Origin of the sequence: Achromobacter insuavis, assembly GCF_902859645.1 — a bacterium.
Classification (GTDB): domain Bacteria; phylum Pseudomonadota; class Gammaproteobacteria; order Burkholderiales; family Burkholderiaceae_B; genus Achromobacter; species Achromobacter insuavis.
Map to the genome: position 1 here is coordinate 35,701 of NZ_CADIJR010000036.1, position 15,518 is coordinate 51,218.

Sequence of the window (15,518 nt, forward strand, 5' to 3'; positions counted from 1 at the left end):
GGGCGCTTGCGGCCCCCCGCGCAAGCAGTGCTAGAATTCCTGCCGCACTACCCAATTTTCGGCGCCGATTTGCCTGATCCGCTTGCGGGCGCCTTCCAATAAATCCAGCTAAAGAGGTCCGTATGACCACTCCTGCCCAACATTCGGCCGGTGATTCGGCCAGCGCCGCGCTCGCGACCCTGCCCGCCGCCGCCATCTCTCAGTCCGACGCCGCTGATCCCGGTTCCGTCGGACTGGTCGCTCCCGTCTTCCTGCGTTTCGACGAGCCGCTGGCCTTGCTCAGCGGTCAGTCGCTGGCTTCCTACGAGCTGGCGGTCGAAACCTACGGCACGCTCAACGCCGCGCGCAGCAACGCCGTGCTGATCTGCCACGCCCTGAACGCCTCGCATCACGTGGCGGGGCAGGCGGCCGACAGCCCCAGCGATGTCGGCTGGTGGGACAACATGGTGGGCCCCGGCAAGCCGGTGGACACCAACGTGTTCTTCGTCATCGGCGTCAACAACCTGGGCTCGTGCTTCGGCTCGACCGGGCCGGCCAGCATCAATCCCGAGACCGGCAAGCCCTGGGGCGCCGCCTTCCCGGTGCTGACGGTGGAAGACTGGGTGCAGGCGCAGGCCCGGGTCGCGGACCACTTCGGCATCGAACGCTTCGCCGCCGTGATGGGCGGCTCGCTGGGCGGCATGCAGGCCCTGAGCTGGGCCATCACGCTGCCCGAGCGCGTGGCCAATTGCGTGGTCATCGCCAGCACGCCGCGCCTGTCGGCGCAGAACATCGGCTTCAACGAGGTGGCGCGGCGCGCCATCATCACCGACCCGGATTTCCACGGCGGCGACTACTACGCGCAGGAAACCGTGCCGCGCCGCGGCCTGTCGGTGGCGCGCATGATCGGCCACATCACCTATCTGTCCGACGATGACATGGCCGAGAAATTCGGCCGCGCCCAGCGCGCGCCGGCGGCCGATGGCGCCTACCACTACGGCTACGACGTCGAGTTCGAGGTCGAGTCTTACCTGCGCTACCAGGGCGAGAAGTTCACCCGTTATTTCGACGCCAATACCTACCTGCTGATCACGCGCGCGCTGGATTACTTCGATCCGGCCCGCAAGACCGGCGGCGACCTGGCGCGCGCGCTGGCGCCGGCCAAGGCCGACTTCCTGCTGGTGTCGTTCACCACCGACTGGCGCTTCCCGCCGGAGCGCTCGCGCGAGATCGTGCGCGCCCTGCTCAAGAACGCCAGCCCGGTCACCTACGCCGAGATCGACGCGCCGCACGGGCACGATGCCTTCCTGCTGGAGGACGCGCGCTACCATGCGGTGGTGCGCGGCTACTACGAGCGCATCGCCCGTGAACTGCAGCTGACCGGCGCCGCCCAGACCGAAGGACGCTCCGCATGACTCCTGTGACTCCCCGTCCCGCCCTGACCGCGCTGCGGCCCGACCTGGCGCGCATCGCCAGCTGGATCGAGCCCGGCAGCCGCGTGCTGGACCTGGGGTGCGGCGACGGCGCCCTGCTGGCGCACCTGCGCGATCAGCGCCAGGTGCGCGGCGCGGGCGTCGAAGTGGACGACACCTGCGTCATCGCCTGCGTGCGGCGCGGCGTCGAGGTGATCCAGCAGAACCTGGAAGACGGCCTGGCGCTGTTCGACGACAAGCAGTTCGACACCGTGGTGCTGTCGCAGACGCTGCAGTCGATGCACCGCACCGAGCACATCCTGCGCGAAATGGCGCGGGTGGCGCGCCATGGCGTGGTGTCGTTCCCCAACTTCGGCTATTGGCCGCACGGCTGGGCCATCCTGCGCGGGCGCATGCCGGTGACGGGCCAGATGCCCTACCAGTGGTACAACACACCCAACATCCACCTGTGCACGCTGCGCGACTTCGAGCAGCTGGCCGGCGAGCTGGGCCTGCGCATCCTGGAACGCGCCACCTTCAACGAAGGGCGCGAGATCAAGGCCTTCCCGAGCTGGCGCAGCACCCTGGCGGTGTACCGCTTCGCCTCGCCCTGACATTCTGCAACGCGGGCTGACGGCCCGGGCGCCAGCGCCTAAAATGCCGCAAGCCCGCCGCGCACGCCCGTGCGCCGCGGCGGCTCGTTCCAGGAGACCGTCATTACCGCTGTATCCAACGTCTACACCAGTCCCCGCGTCGCGCCCCTGCTGGTCCTGGGGTTCGCCAGCGGATTGCCGCTGGCACTGACCAGCGGCACCTTGCAGGCCTGGGCCACCGTGGCCGGCGTGCCGTTGCAGCAGATCGGCTTCCTGACCCTGGTGGGCACGGCCTACACCCTCAAGTTCCTGTGGGCGCCGCTGGTGGACCGCTATGCGCCGCCGCTGCTGGGCCGGCGCCGCGGCTGGATGCTGGTGACGCAGGTGCTGCTGGGGCTGGCGATCATGGTCATGGGCACGCTGTCGCCGTCTTCGGCGTTGCAGACGCTGTCCCTGCTGGCGGTGCTGGTGGCTTTCCTGTCGGCCACCCAGGACATCGCTTTCGACGCCTATTGCACCGACGTGCTGCGCAAGGAAGAGCGCGGCGCCGGCGCGGCCATCAAGGTCATGGGCTACCGGGTGGCGATGATCGTTTCCGGCGGCCTGGCGCTGATCCTGGCCGACCAGTGGATCGGCTGGGGCAATACCTATGCGGTGATGGGCGGCCTGATGCTGCTGTGCGCGCTGGCGACGCTGTGGGCGCCCGAGCCGGAGCACGTGGCCAAGCCGCCGCGCAGCCTGGGCGAGGCCGTGTCGGCGCCCTTGCAGGAGTTCTTCACCCGGCGCGGCGCGCTGGCGGTGCTGCTGCTGATCGTGCTGTACAAGCTGGGCGACGCCTTTGCCGGCGCGCTCTCGACCACCTTCCTGATCCGCGGCGCGGGCTACACGCCCACCGAGGTCGGCGCGGTCAACAAGGTCATGGGCATGGCCGCGACCGTGGTCGGCGCGCTGGCCGGCGGGCTCATCATGTCGCGCTGGACCCTGTACCGGTCGCTGATGGTGTTCGGCCTGCTGCAGGCGGTGTCCAACCTGGGTTACTGGCTGATCGCCGTGAGCCCCAAGAGCATCTGGCTGATGGGCGCGGCGGTGGGGCTGGAAAACCTGTGCGGCGGCCTGGGCACGGCGGCCTTCGTCGGGCTCTTGATGGCCCTGTGCCGCCAGCGCTTCTCGGCCACGCAGTTCGCGCTGCTGTCGGCCTTGTCGGCCGTGGGCCGGACCTATCTGGCCGGACCCTTGACGCCGCCATTGGTCGAACACCTGGGCTGGCCGGGGTTCTTCCTGGTGACGGTGGTCATCGCACTGCCGGGGCTGTTGCTGCTGTATCTGCTGCGCGGCCGCATCGAGGCCATGATCCAGGACGGCGACGCCTGACGCCAGGCCCGTGCGGGTCCGGCGCCAGGGCGGCGCGCTACGCCTCGTCGGTCAGGCGCACGATCAGCACGTCGCTGGGCAGCGCTTCCAGCAGGCGCTCGGCGACGCTGCCGATGGCGGTGCGCAGCAGGCCGGTGCGGCCATGGGTGCCGGTGACGACCAGGTCGGAACGGTGGTTGAACGAGTATTCCGACAGCACCGTTTCCGGCTGGCCGCATTCCAGCACCACCTTGGGCGGCGTCACGTCGGCCAGTTCCGGCGTCTCGGCGATGAACTCGCGCGAACTCTGCTCGGCCGCGTGGTAGAAGCTGCGGGTGACGGCGTCGTCCGGCACGTTCTTGCCCTGGAACGGCACGTCGTAGGCGTGGAACAGCGTCAGGTCGGCGTTGGGCACCAGCTGCAGCGCGGCGCGCAGCGCCTGGCGCGAGCCGGCCGAGAAGTCGGTGGCCACCAGCACGTCGCGGTACGGCTTGCGCGGCCGGTTCTTGACCACCAGCACCGGCTGGCGCGCCTGCCGCGCCAGCTTCTCGACCGTGGTGCCGAGCAGCAGCCGCCCCAGGGTCTCGTCGCGGGCGATGCCGGCGATGATCAGCGAGCAGCCGAAGCTGTCGGCGGTTTCCATGATGCGCACCAGCGGATCGCCCGTGACCACCACGACTTCGGTGGCGACGCCGGCGTTGGCCAGGTCTTCGGCCAGTTCGCGCTCGGCCACGGCCTTGTGGTCCGCGGCCAGCCGGCGCCAGACCGGGGTGGTCAGGCGCGCCGACACGCCGTGGTTTTCCATGACGTGCAGCACGACCAGCTTGGTGTCGAGCTCCTTGGCCAGTTGCAGCGCGCGATCCAGGGCGCGATCGCCCCGCGCGCTGAGGTCCGTGGCCAGAAGGATGGGGCCAGGTTGTTGCGACATACGTTTCTCCCGAGATGGGGCCGGGACGGTGACTCCCGCTAGCCCGCCGTCCGGCCAATATCGCCCTTGCGGGCACACTCCCATTGTCCCGCCGGGGCGCGGACCGGGGCTTGACCGATGTCAACGCGCTTCCAGCGTAAGGGAGGCGCGGCCGTCCGGCAATGCGCCGGCCGCCGCCCGCGTCAATACAATGGGGCCTGCCGCCGACCGTTCCCCGCGACCGTTCCCCGATTTTCGGGCGGCCTTTGCCCCATTTCCGCCCGCTCCATGTTCTACGATCTTTCGCCCGCCCTGCTGCACACGCTTTACCTGGTCGCCATCGTGGCCGAAGCCATGACCGCCGCGCTGTCGGCCGGCCGGCGCGACATGGACTGGATGGGCGTGTGCATCATCGCCTGCGTCACCGCGCTGGGCGGGGGCTCGCTGCGCGACGTGCTGCTGGGGCACTACCCGCTGACCTGGGTGGTGCATCCCGAGTACCTGTGGATGACGGCGGGCGCGGCCCTGCTGACCGCGCTGATCGCCCCGGTGATGCGGCGCCTGCGCAGCGTGTTCCTGCTGGCCGACGCCCTGGGCCTGGTGGCGTTCACGGTCATCGGCTGCCAGGTGGCGCAGCTGATGCAATTGCCGATCACGGTGGTGCTGATCAGCGGCATGATCACCGGCTGCGCCGGCGGCGTGCTGCGCGACGTGCTCTGCAACGAGGTGCCGCTGCTGTTCCGCAAGGAGCTGTACGCCAGCGTGTCGGTGGTGACCGGGGCGCTCTACCTGGGCGTGCAGGCCCTGGGGCTGCCGGCCAACGCCGCCGTGCCGATCGCGCTGGCGGTCGGGCTGGCGCTGCGCCTGCTGGCCCTGCGCTTCAATTGGCAGATGCCGAAGTTCGTGTACCGCGACGATTGGCACTGAGGCCCCCTCGCAGCCCGCATTCCTGCAACAATTTTCCTATTTGTGTTTCAATAAATTTCTAGTATCTTGTCGCTGTCGCAATACTTTGCATCACGCAGTACAAGGGGAGCCGATTGGACGTCAAAGCGCCCGCCACGATTCCGTATTTCCTTCAGGAACAGATTCGTGAATTGATAGTGGATGGCACTATCAGGCCCGGGCAGCCATTGCGGGAACAGGAACTGGAGCAGCGTTTCGGCACCAGCCGCAGTCCCATCCGGGAAGCGCTGCGTCTGTTGGAACTGAGCGGCCTGGTGACGCACGTCCAACGCAAAGGCTTTCGGGTCACCCTGTATTCCGAAACCCAGATCCGCCACCTGTACAAGTTGCGCGCGGAGCTGGAAGCCTATTGCATCCGCCAGGTCGCCGAGATCGACGACATCTCGCCCCTGGTGGCCGAGTTGCGCAGCTATGACGAGGCGATCGCGGCCGCCATGGCCAAGGGCGACGTGCGCGCCTACATCTCGGCGCTGCGCGAGTTCTACCTGGCCAGCGCCCGCTTCACCGGCAATTCGCCGCTGGCGGACGTGCTAACCAAGCTGTACGAGCAGGTCGAGCCGCTGCGCTACCTGCTGGCCAGGCAGACCATGGCCTCGAACAACCTGCAGGCCTACACCCAGGGCATCACGCAGGCGTTGGACCAGCGCGATTTCGACCGCGCCGCCGAGCTGACGCGCAATTACGTGGTCGATGTGCTGCCGGGCATCCTGCGGGCCTACCACGAGGCGTCGCTGCAGGACGCCGAAGAGTCCGCGTCGCGCTACGGGCGCGCATAAGCCCGCGACCGTCAGGCGTGCGCGGACGGCGTGCGCACGGCGATGCCGGCCCGCTCCAGCGCTTCGCGGATGGCGCGGGCGAATACCAGCGCATTGGGCTGGTCGCCGTGGATACAGAGCGTGTCGGCCTGCACCGGCACGTCCCTACCGTCGACTGAGCGCACCTTGCCTTCCCGCACCATCCGCACGACCTGCGCCACCGCCTGGTCGACGTTCTCGATCATGGCGCCGGCGCGGGTGCGCGGCGTGAGCGAGCCGTCGTCCTGGTAGGAACGGTCGGCGAAGACCTCGTTGGCCGCGGCCAGCCCGATGGCGCGCGCGGCGTCGATCAGCTTGCTGCCGGCCAGCCCGTACAGCACCAGCGAGGCATCCACGTCCTTGACCGCCTGGCAGATGGCGCGCGCCAGGCCTTCGTCCTTGGCGGCCATGTTGTAGAGCGCGCCATGCGCCTTGACGTGGTGCAGCCGCGCGCCTTGCGAGGCGGCCACGCCGGCCAGCGCGCCGATCTGGTAGACGGTGATGTCGTAGGCTTCGTCCGGCGTGATCGGAATCGCGCGGCGGCCGAAGCCGACCAGGTCCTGCAGGCTGGGGTGCGCGCCCAGCGCCACGCCCTGCTTGAGGGCGGCGGCCACGGTCTTGCGCATGGTGGCGGGGTCGCCGCCATGGAAGCCGCAGGCGATATTGGCCGAGCTGACGAAGGCCAGCACCGCGGCGTCGTTGCCCATGCTCCAGGCGCCATAGCTTTCGCCCATGTCGCAGTTCAGGTCGATGCTTGTGCTCATGATGGGGTTCCTGTCTGGGTTAGGGCCGTTCACCCCAGCAGCGCGCGCAGCGGCGCCAGCGCGTCCAGCAATTGGGTGAAGGCGCGTTCGCGCTCGCCGTCCAGGCGTTGCGCGTCCTCGAGTTCGATCAGGGAAAAGCGCAGCGTGCGCCCTGGCGCGTATTGCGCCAGCAAGGGCAGGTCGACGGTGGCGATCTGCGCGATCTTGGGATAGCCGCCGGTGGTCTGCCGGTCGGCCATGAGAATGATGGCCTCGCCGCCCGAGGGCACCTGCACGGTGCCGAAGCAGGCCGCTTCCGATAGCATCTGGCGCGGCTGGCTCATGGACAGCGCCGGACCCTGCAGGCGGTAGCCCATGCGGTCGGACTGCGGACTGATGCGGAATTCCGAGCCGCCGAAGGCATGGCGGGTGGCCTCGGAGAATTCCTGCCATTGCATGCCGGGCAGGAAGCGGATGGTGTCGCGCTGCTTGTTGCCGAGCGCGCCGGGCAGGTAGATGCGCAGGTCCCACAGGGCCTTTTGCAATGCGTCGAGGTCGCGGCCGTCGAGCGCCTGGCGCAGGCCGACCTGGTCGCCCCTGGCCAGCGCGCGGCCCTCGAAGCCGCCGAAGCCGCTGCGCAGGTAGGTGGTTTCGCTGCCCATCACCGGCGTCAGCGCAAAGCCGCCGTGCACCGCCAGGTAGCCGCGCACGCCATTGGCCGGCCGCGCGCCGAAGGCCAGCGTGTCGCCGGCGCGGGCGACCAGCGGCCGGTGTTGGGGGATATCCTGGCCATTGAGCGTGGCGCCCAGGTCGGCGCCCGCCAGCGCGAAGCAGGCCGGCGCGTCGAAGCGCAGCGTGGGACCGGTCAGGGTCATCTCGAGCGTGGCGGGGTCGCCGGTGTTGCCGGCGAGCGCGTTGGCCAGGCGGTGGGCGCGTTCGTCCATGGCGCCGGCGGCCGGGATGCCCTGGTGCTGGTAGCCCTCGCGGCCGCGGTTCTGGAAGCTGGACAGCATGCCCGGCTTGATGACGGCAACGCTCACGGCCGGGCCTCCCGCAGGCGCTCGAATTCGTCGGGGGTGATCGGCACGAAGCGCACCGAGTCGCCCGGTTGCAGGTACGCGGCAGGGTCGCGCGCGGGGTCGAACATGGTCAGCGGCGTGGTGCCGATGATGTGCCAGCCGCCGGGCAGGCGGTTGGGGTAGATCACGGTCTGGCGGTTGGCGATGGCCACCGCGCCGGCCGGCACCGCGGTGCGCGGCGAGGCGCGACGCGGCAGATTCAGTTTTTCGTCGTGCACGCCCAGGTAGGCATGGCCGGGGGCGAAGCCCAGCATGAACACCATGCTGCGCGGGCCGCTGTGCAGCCCGATGACTTCGTCGGGCGTCAGGCCGGCGGCCTTGGCGACGTCCTGCAGGTCGGGGCCGTAGTCGCCGCCGTAGCAGACGGGCACATCGATTTCGCGGCCGGCGGCGTTGTCGGCCGCGATCCCGTCGGCCAGCAGCGCCTCGATGCGTTCGGCCAGGTCGGCGTAGGTGGGGCCGTTGCCCAGGCCGTCGGGCCGGTAATGCACCGCCACCGCCACGAACGACGGCACCACGTCGGTCACGCCCGGCAGGCCGGCGTCGCGCAGCTTGCGCGCCGCCGCCAGACAGGTGCGGCCGATGGCGGCGTCGATCTGGTCACCAAAAGCGACGATGAGGCAGCGGTCGCCCTGGGGCTGGATGCGCCAGGCGGTTTCGGCCGGAGAAGATATGTCTGATATAGCGTTCAACGGCACGAAACCTGTAGAGACGGATTACTTGGCGAACAACGAATCCAGGTTCTTGAACGCCTTGAATTCCAGCGCGTTGCCCGACGGATCCAGGAAGAACATGGTGGCCTGTTCGCCGACTTCGCCCTTGAAGCGGATGTAGGGCTCGATGACGAACTCGGTGCCGGCATCGGTCAGGCGCTTGGCCATGGCTTCCCATTGTTCCATGGAAAGCACCGCGCCGAAATGGCGCACGGGCACATTATGCGAATCGACCGCGCTGGTGGCCTTGTGGCCGCATTCGCTGGGGGCCAGGTGGGCGACGATCTGGTGGCCGTAGAAGTTGAAGTCGATCCATTCGGGCGAGCTGCGGCCCTCCGGACAGCCCAGCTTTTCGCCGTAGAAGGCGCGGGCTTCGGCCAGGTCGCGGACCGGGAAGGCCAGGTGGAACGGCGGCAGGTTGGTTTGAGCGGTCATGAAAAGCTCCGGATAAGGCGGAAAAGGTAATTCAGAATGCGGACCGTCACCATCGGGTCGTGTCCTGAGTTGCTAGTTTATGAATTGTTTTTTTGATTGAAAAACGATATTTTTTGTGTCTTAGCATCGAAAATATTGATCGTGATCAAAGAATTCAAGACCTTCATCGCCGTGGCGCGCGACGGCACTTTCACCGGCGCCGGGGCCCAGCTGGGCCTGACCCAGTCGGCCGTCAGCGCCCAGATCAAGCGCCTGGAGGACTACCTGGGCGTGGCGCTGTTCGACCGCAGCGCGCGCGCGGCGGTGCTGAATGACCATGGCCGCGAGATGCTGCCGCAGGCCGAGGAGCTGGTGGCCATGGCCGAACGCATGGCGTCCTCGGCCGGGGCCGGCCACGTCAGCGGATCGCTGCGCATCGGCGCCATCGCCTCGGTGCAGCAGGACCTGCTGGTGCGGGCGCTGGGCGAGTTCCGCGCCGGCTATCCCGACGTGCGGGTGCGGATCGTGCCGGGGGTGTCGCTGTCGCTGCTGGGGCAGGTCGACGCCGGCGAGGTCGACATGGCGCTGCTGATCCGGCCGCCGTTCACGCTGCCGCCGGAGCTGGGCTGGCAGCCGCTGCTGCGCGAGGAAGTGGTGCTGGCGATGCCGGCCGCGATGGCGCCCGCGCCATGGCGCGAGGTGCTGGCCGCGCAACCCTTCATCCGCTACGACCGCGCGTCCTTCGGCGGGCGCGTGGTGGACCTGTTCCTGAAGAAGCAGCGCATCACGGTGCACGAGGCGGTGGAGCTCGACGAGATCGAGGCCATCGCCAACATGGTGCGTCATGGGCTGGGCGTGGCGCTGTTGCCGCGATTGCGCGGCCTCGACCTGGACGGGCTGCGGCTGGTGTCGCTGGGCGAGGCGGCGTTCCATCGCGAGATTGGCATCATCGGGCGGCTGCCGTTCGACGCCGGCAGCGTCGGCGGCAAGATGGCGGAATGCCTGGCGCGGGCGGCCGGGACCACGCTGGCGCCCTGAGCGCCGCCATGGCAGTACAGTGTCGGGGACTCGATCGACATCCGACCGAAGACTGACGCCCACGCAGGACACCATGGCAGCGACCGCATTGGAACAACAACTGGCCTTCCTCCGGGAAATCGACCGGCTCAAGACCGTCATCCGGCAATCGCCGCTGCTGGACCGCAGCCGCAAGGAGAATTCCGCCGAGCATTCCTGGCATCTGGCGCTGTACGCGCTGGTGCTGAGCGAATACGCCAGCGGCCCGGTGGATACCCAGCGAGTCATGCGGATGCTGCTGCTGCACGACGTGGTCGAGATCGACGTCGGCGATTTTCCGATCCATGGCGGCTCGTCGGCGGTGTGGCAGGCCGAGCAGGAGCACAAGGCGGCCGCACGGCTGTTCGGCCTGCTGCCCTCGCCGCAGGGCGACGAATTCCTGGCGCTGTGGCGGGAATTCGAGCAGGCCGAGAGCGAGGACGCGCGCTTCGCCAAGGCGCTGGACCGGTTCCAGCCGCTGCTGATCAACGTGTTCACGGGCGGCGGCACCTGGACCGAGAACGGCGTGTCGCACGAGCAGGTGCTGGCCCGTTACGGCCCGGTGATCCAGCGCGGGGCGCCGCAATTGTGGGAAGTCTGCGAGCGCTGGGTGGCGGCGCATTTCGGGGGAAGTGCGCCGGCGGCGTCCGACGCGGCGGATTGAGCCGGCGGTCGAGGCCCTGGGCCGGGTGTCGCTATTGCCCGGCGCGCCGGCGCCAGAGATAGAGGCCGCTTGCCAGGATCACGATCATGACCAGGTCGAGCGCGGCCCAGATCAGCTTGAGCGGCAGGCCGGCGGTGTCGCCATAGTGCAGCGGCCGCGAGAACTGCAGCGCGCGCAGATACCAGGGCATGTCCAGGACCGCGGTCAGCTTGCCCGTGGGGGCATCGACCAGGACGGCGTCGAACAGGTGCGCGCCGAGAGCGGTGTCGCCTTTGGCCCACAGCAGATAGTGGCGAGGCAGGCCCAGGCTGGCATCGGGAAAGCGCAGCGATTCGACCTGCCTGCCCGGCACGGCGGCCCGCGCGGCGGCATAGGCCTGCTGCACCGAGGCCCAGGCCGTGGCGCTGGCCGGGGGGGTATCGATCCGGGGCGAAATCGCGGCCTGGACCTCGGTCGACAGCCAATGGCGGAAGAAGGGAACCGCCAGTTCGTGCAGGGCGCCGGTCAGGCCCATCATCAGCGCCCAGACCACGGTGACGATGCCCAGCAGGTTGTGCAGGTCCAGCCATTTCAGGCGGCGCGCGCGGTGGGCGCGGACGGTGCCGAAGGGCAGTTTTTTCATGTACGGGTGATACAGCGCCACGCCCGATATCACCGCCAGCGAGAACAGCAGGGCCATGGCGCCCAGGAGCAACTGGCCGGGCAAACCGGCGTAGAGATCGATGTGCAGGCGCGTCATGAGCGTCACGATGCGGCTGCCCAGCCCCTCGTCCGAGTCGGTGATGGCGGCTCGCGGGGTGCCGTCGCGCGCATCGAACTCCAGGCGCAGCGACGGCGTCCCGGCGGCGGCCTGTGGCCCGGGGGCGAGCCCGAGCGTGACGCGGGGCGGATCGCGCAACACTTCCACGTCGACGACCCGGTGCGCGCGATGGCGCGCCCGCGCCGCATCGATGATGGCGTCGAGCGATGGCGCCGGCGTGCCCGGCGCGAGCGTGGGCCAGGGCGGCGAGGGGTCGAGCCAGGTCACGATCTCTTCATCGAAGATCAATGGCAGGCCCGAGAGGCAGACCACCAGCAGGAACAGCGTGCAGGCCAGGCTGGACCATTTGTGGATCCGATACCAGGCCTTGCCGCGCCCCGCCGGCGCGCGCCGCGATGGGGACGCCGGCGGTTGCGCGCCGGGCGTGGCGCGGGCTTGCGGCCGCACTAGAATTCCGCGGTCACGGACAGCAGCAGGGTGCGCGGCGCGGCAACCGTCAGTCCTTCGCGCGCGGCCGATTGCCAGTAGTGCTTGTTGAACACGTTTTCCACCGTCGCCCGCAACGTCACCGGCGTGCGGTTGATGTTCATGGCGTAGCGTGCGCCCACGTCGAAACGGGTCCAGCCGGGCAGTTGCTGGGTGTTGGCCGCGTCCACGTACTGGGTGCTGGTGCGCAGCATGCGTGCGGTCAGGGTCAGGCCCTGCACGAACGGCGTGTCCCATTCCGCCGCCGCGTTGAACTGCCAGCGCGGCACCGCCGGCGCGGTGCGGCCGTCGTTCAGGCCGCCTTCGGTCTTGGTCAGCACGCCATTGGTGTACGCCACGCCGCCCAGCAGGCGCACGCGCGGCATCAGTTCTCCCTGCAGCAGGAATTCGACGCCGCGGTTGCGCTGCCGGCCGTCGGCCTGGTAGCGCAGGGTATCGGGGTCGACGTAGGCGCTGGGTTGCTCGATCTGGAACGCGCTCAAGGTCGCCGCGACCGTGCCGAAGTCGTACTTGGCGCCGATCTCGTACTGCTTGGAGACGTCGGGCTTGAAGGTCTCGCCGGCGTTCACGGCTTCCGCCGGCGCCGTGCCGCCCTGGCTCAGGCCTTCGATGTAGTTGCCGTACAGCGACAGGCGCTGGGTCGGCTTGACCACGAGCGCGATGGCCGGCGTGACGGCCGACTTGCCGTAGTCCGAGGTGCGGTCGCCGGTGGCCGGGTTGTAGTTGACCGACTGGACGCGCTGCTGGCGCAGGCCGGCGGTCAACTGCACCGCGCCGTCCATCACGGACAGCGTATCGGCCAGCGCCACGCTGTACAGCCGCGTTTCGCTCGTCTTGCCCAGGTCGGTGGGCTTGGCGATGTTCGGCTTGGCCAGGTCGACGGGGTCGTACAGGTCCGAGAACACCGTGGACGAGCGCACCCGCGCCGATGAATAGTCGATGTCGAGGAAGCTGGCCGACAGCGTCGGCTCGTGCCTGACCGGGCCGGTATCGAAGCGGCCGCGGATGCCGACCTCGCCGGTCTTGCTGAGCAGCCGTTCGTTGAGGCGGGCGGGCACGGATCCGATGCGGCCGGCCGAGTCGAGCATCAGCCAGGTGGTCTGCAGGCTCTCGAAGTCGTGCTTGCGGGCGCCCAGCGCGCCATAGACGGTCCAGTCATCGGAAAGGTCGTACTCGGCGCGGACGTCGCCGCTCCATTCCTTGGCCTTCCAGTAGGTCCAGTCGGGGAAGAAGTTGCGCTTCGGGTCCGGCGCGTGGCCGATTTCCTGGCCCCCTCCGGGCGGGAACAGCAGGCCGCTGCGGGCATCGGTCACGCGGTTCTGGTAGTTGATGTCGCCGTCGATGCGAAAGCGGTTGCCGCGATAGTCCAGGCCGAGCGAGACGGCGCCCAGGTCTTCGCCGGCGCCGGAGATGTTCATGTCGCCGCCGCTGCGCAGCACGTTCAGCCGCACGCCGGTGCGATCGTCCTCGCCGAAGCGGCGGGCGATATCCGCCTGCGCGCCGAACTGGTTGTTCTCGATGTACGACAGCGTCATGCGGTTGAGCGGTTCATCGCCCGCGCGCTTGGGCACCAGGTTGATGGAGCCGCCGATCGAGCCGAACGGGGCCATGCCATTGAGCAGCGCATTGGGGCCACGCAGCACCTCGACGCGTTCGATGCCGATCAATGACGTGGCGTTGCGCGGCGAGATGCCGTACAGGCCGTTGTAGGCGACGTCGTAGTTGAACAGCGTGAAGCCGCGGACATTGAATTCGTCGCGGCCCGCGCCGCGCGAATAGGTGTTGCGGACCGAGGGATCGTTGACCAGCACGTCGCCGATGTTCTGCGCCTGCTGGTCTTCGATCAGCTTGGCCGTGTACGACGTCGCGCTGAACGGGGTGTCCAGGAAGTCGCGGTTGCCCAGCAGGCCGACGCGCGCGCCGCGCGCCACCTCGCCGCCCGCGTACGCTTCAGGCAGCACCGAGGCGCTGGCGCCGCTCACCACCACGGCGGGCAGGGTGGTGGCGGATGTCGCCGGGGCGGGCCGCAGCGCGTAGCCGCCCTCGGCCCGGCGCACGGCTTCCAGGCCGGTGTTGGCGAGCAGGACGCGGAACGCGCTGTCGACGCTGTGGGCGCCGCGCACGCCGGGGCTGGTCTTGCCGGCGGTCATGTCGGCCGGCACGCTGAGCAGGATGTTGGCTTGTTCGGCAAAGCGGCTAAGGGCGCCCGCCAGCGGGCCCGCGGGCACGTCATAGGCATGGGTGGCGCTGACGGCGCGGGCCGCGTCCTGGGCATGGGCCGCCGGGGCCAGCGCGGTCATCAGGAGCGCGCCGAGCACGGTCTTGCGCAACACGCGCTGCAGGGCAACGGGCCGGGGCGATGAGGGAATGGACGGCCCGGGGCGGGCGGGGTGTTGCGGGCGGCGCATGGAGCGGTCTTCCTTGGAGCAGGGATGGGCAAGGAGAGGGCCGCGGCTTGCGCGCGCGGGGCGTCGTCTGGCTGTCCGGGGCGGGCCGGGCGGCCGGGACGCGGCACGGGTTTGCGTGGTCCTCTTTCCCTGTTAATCGGACGAGCAGCGGAAAAGCGAACCCCGGCGCGAATTTTTTTTCGAGGACCTTATTTCGGTTCGAGCGTCACCCACCATGGCAAGGTGCGCTGGATGCGGACCGGCAATTCGCGCTCCAGCATCGCCAGCGTGCGCGGCAGGTCGTTGGCCGGATAGCGGCCCACCACGCGCAGGCCGGCGATGCGGGGATCCACGCCCGTGTAGCCGACGTGATAGCGCCCCAGTTCCGCCACGAGATCGCCCAGCGACAGGTCTTCGGCCAGGATCACGCCGCGGGACCAGGCCTCGCGGGCCGGATCGGCCGGCACGGCCTCGGAGATCGCGTCGGCGCGGTAGCGCGTCTGTTCGCCGCTGTGTACCAGCGCTTCCTGCCCGGAGAGGGTGTGGATCCGTACCTGGCCCTCGTAGACCGCCAGCAGGATGTCGTCGTCGGCCTGCCTGACCGTGAAGCGGGTGCCGAGGGCCTGCAGCCGGCCGAAGCGGGTGTCGACGAAGAACGGGCGCTGCCGCGCGTCCTTGGCGGTGTCGATCAGGATCTCGCCGCCGGCCAGCGCCACCAGGCGCTGCGTCGGGTCCAGGCGTACGTTGATGGCGCTGCGGGTGTTGAGCCAGACGCGGGTGTCATCGGCCAGGACCAGTTGGCGTTGCTCGCCGATACCGGTGGCGTAGTCGGAGCGCCAGGCGGTCACGACCGCGGGCAGCGGCGTGAAGCGCCAACCCAGCCAGCCCAGCACGCCGACGCCGCCCAGGGCGAGGATGCGGCCTGCCGCCCGGCGGCGGGCGGAAGGCCGCCGCGAGGCGATCTGCACGGCTTGCTCGGCGGCGTCGCGCTCGCCGTCCAGGCGCAGCACGGCGAAGCGGCGGCTCACGGCCTCGACGTGCGCCCAGGCGCTGCGGTGTTCGGGCCGGGCGTCGAGCCAATGCTGCCAGGCGAGGCGTTGTTGCGCGCTGGCATCGGCATTCTGCAGGCGCGCGTACCATTCGGCCGCGACCTTCAGGCTTTCATAATCCGCCCGGACCGGAAGGGGCGAGGCGGGCTGGATCGCTGCCGCCATG

At 69.3% G+C, this 15,518-nt stretch carries 15 protein-coding genes and 1 riboswitch; of the genes, 7 read left to right on the forward strand and 8 right to left on the reverse strand.

The annotated features are described in order from the left end of the window. Positions 1–51 precede the first annotated feature (51 nt). Positions 52–133, forward strand: a riboswitch (SAM riboswitch). The 3 genes from metX (at position 123) to H0523_RS18265 (ending at position 3,355) form a co-directional block, all read left to right on the forward strand. Then, positions 123–1,394, forward strand: a complete 1,272-nt coding sequence (gene metX, locus H0523_RS18255) for a homoserine O-succinyltransferase MetX (protein ID WP_054433134.1) — start codon at positions 123–125, stop codon at positions 1,392–1,394. It overlaps the preceding riboswitch by 11 nt. Then, positions 1,391–2,005 carry a methionine biosynthesis protein MetW gene (gene metW, locus H0523_RS18260; protein ID WP_054433135.1) on the forward strand — a complete coding sequence of 205 codons (615 nt, stop codon included), beginning with the start codon at positions 1,391–1,393 and terminating at the stop codon, positions 2,003–2,005. Before metX ends, metW begins: the two co-directional genes overlap by 4 nt. Before the next feature lie 69 nt (positions 2,006–2,074). Beyond that, positions 2,075–3,355, forward strand: a complete 1,281-nt coding sequence (locus H0523_RS18265) for a muropeptide transporter (protein ID WP_082404673.1) — start codon at positions 2,075–2,077, stop codon at positions 3,353–3,355. Positions 3,356–3,392: 37 nt separating this feature from the next. On the opposite strand, the gene H0523_RS18270 is transcribed toward H0523_RS18265, so the two are convergent. Next, positions 3,393–4,262 carry a universal stress protein gene (locus tag H0523_RS18270; RefSeq protein WP_054433136.1) on the reverse strand — a complete coding sequence of 290 codons (870 nt, stop codon included), beginning with the start codon at positions 4,260–4,262 and terminating at the stop codon, positions 3,393–3,395. A gap of 267 nt (positions 4,263–4,529) precedes the next feature. Here H0523_RS18270 and H0523_RS18275 point away from each other — a divergent pair, with 267 nt between their 5' ends. Next, a complete protein-coding gene (locus tag H0523_RS18275; RefSeq protein ID WP_054433137.1) occupies positions 4,530–5,168 on the forward strand; it encodes a trimeric intracellular cation channel family protein in 639 nt (212 codons plus the stop codon). Between the two features lie 113 nt (positions 5,169–5,281). Then, positions 5,282–5,983, forward strand: a complete 702-nt coding sequence (locus tag H0523_RS18280; RefSeq protein WP_082404675.1) for a GntR family transcriptional regulator — start codon at positions 5,282–5,284, stop codon at positions 5,981–5,983. A gap of 11 nt (positions 5,984–5,994) precedes the next feature. Here the strand turns inward: H0523_RS18280 and H0523_RS18285 are convergent, their stop codons facing one another. From H0523_RS18285 to H0523_RS18300, 4 genes are read right to left on the reverse strand one after another with little or no spacing between them, the layout of a single operon-like run. Next, positions 5,995–6,765, reverse strand: coding sequence for a LamB/YcsF family protein (locus tag H0523_RS18285; RefSeq protein WP_054433139.1), 771 nt, complete (start codon positions 6,763–6,765; stop codon positions 5,995–5,997). Positions 6,766–6,794: 29 nt separating this feature from the next. Beyond that, positions 6,795–7,784, reverse strand: coding sequence for a 5-oxoprolinase subunit C family protein (locus H0523_RS18290; RefSeq protein WP_054433140.1), 990 nt, complete (start codon positions 7,782–7,784; stop codon positions 6,795–6,797). Continuing rightward, on the reverse strand, positions 7,781–8,515 hold the full coding sequence (gene pxpB, locus H0523_RS18295; protein ID WP_054433141.1) for a 5-oxoprolinase subunit PxpB: 735 nt from the start codon (positions 8,513–8,515) through the stop codon (positions 7,781–7,783). Before pxpB ends, H0523_RS18290 begins: the two co-directional genes overlap by 4 nt. A gap of 24 nt (positions 8,516–8,539) precedes the next feature. After that, the gene (locus H0523_RS18300) at positions 8,540–8,971 is read right to left on the reverse strand and encodes a VOC family protein (protein ID WP_006386852.1); all 432 of its coding nucleotides are present in this window, start codon (positions 8,969–8,971) and stop codon (positions 8,540–8,542) included. Positions 8,972–9,112: 141 nt separating this feature from the next. Here H0523_RS18300 and H0523_RS18305 point away from each other — a divergent pair, with 141 nt between their 5' ends. Both H0523_RS18305 and H0523_RS18310 read left to right on the forward strand, forming a co-directional pair. Next, positions 9,113–9,988, forward strand: coding sequence for a LysR family transcriptional regulator (locus tag H0523_RS18305; RefSeq protein WP_054433249.1), 876 nt, complete (start codon positions 9,113–9,115; stop codon positions 9,986–9,988). A 73-nt stretch (positions 9,989–10,061) separates the two neighbouring features. Then, positions 10,062–10,670, forward strand: a complete 609-nt coding sequence (locus H0523_RS18310) for an HD domain-containing protein (RefSeq protein WP_054433142.1) — start codon at positions 10,062–10,064, stop codon at positions 10,668–10,670. 31 nt (positions 10,671–10,701) lie between these two features. Here the strand turns inward: H0523_RS18310 and H0523_RS18315 are convergent, their stop codons facing one another. The 3 genes from H0523_RS18315 to H0523_RS18325 all read right to left on the reverse strand — a co-directional run bounded on the left by H0523_RS18315 (position 10,702) and on the right by H0523_RS18325 (position 15,517). Beyond that, positions 10,702–11,877, reverse strand: coding sequence for a PepSY-associated TM helix domain-containing protein (locus H0523_RS18315; protein ID WP_082404676.1), 1,176 nt, complete (start codon positions 11,875–11,877; stop codon positions 10,702–10,704). Then, a complete protein-coding gene (locus H0523_RS18320; protein WP_231689891.1) occupies positions 11,877–14,324 on the reverse strand; it encodes a TonB-dependent receptor in 2,448 nt (815 codons plus the stop codon). The genes H0523_RS18315 and H0523_RS18320 overlap by 1 nt, the downstream gene beginning before the upstream one ends. Positions 14,325–14,512: 188 nt before the next feature. Beyond that, positions 14,513–15,517, reverse strand: coding sequence for a FecR domain-containing protein (locus tag H0523_RS18325; protein ID WP_054433143.1), 1,005 nt, complete (start codon positions 15,515–15,517; stop codon positions 14,513–14,515). Position 15,518 lies beyond the last annotated feature (1 nt).

What these genes read in the sequence shown, in the direction of transcription:
- metX (WP_054433134.1), top strand. Translation starts at nt 123, where the DNA reads ATGACCACTCCTGCCCAACATTCGGCCGGTGATTCGGCCAGCGCCGCG.
- metW (WP_054433135.1), top strand. Translation starts at nt 1,391, where the DNA reads ATGACTCCTGTGACTCCCCGTCCCGCCCTGACCGCGCTGCGGCCCGAC.
- H0523_RS18270 (WP_054433136.1), bottom strand. Translation starts at nt 4,262, where the DNA reads ATGTCGCAACAACCTGGCCCCATCCTTCTGGCCACGGACCTCAGCGCG.
- H0523_RS18275 (WP_054433137.1), top strand. Translation starts at nt 4,530, where the DNA reads ATGTTCTACGATCTTTCGCCCGCCCTGCTGCACACGCTTTACCTGGTC.
- H0523_RS18285 (WP_054433139.1), bottom strand. Translation starts at nt 6,765, where the DNA reads ATGAGCACAAGCATCGACCTGAACTGCGACATGGGCGAAAGCTATGGC.
- H0523_RS18300 (WP_006386852.1), bottom strand. Translation starts at nt 8,971, where the DNA reads ATGACCGCTCAAACCAACCTGCCGCCGTTCCACCTGGCCTTCCCGGTC.
- H0523_RS18310 (WP_054433142.1), top strand. Translation starts at nt 10,062, where the DNA reads ATGGCAGCGACCGCATTGGAACAACAACTGGCCTTCCTCCGGGAAATC.
- H0523_RS18320 (WP_231689891.1), bottom strand. Translation starts at nt 14,324, where the DNA reads ATGCGCCGCCCGCAACACCCCGCCCGCCCCGGGCCGTCCATTCCCTCA.
- H0523_RS18325 (WP_054433143.1), bottom strand. Translation starts at nt 15,517, where the DNA reads ATGGCGGCAGCGATCCAGCCCGCCTCGCCCCTTCCGGTCCGGGCGGAT.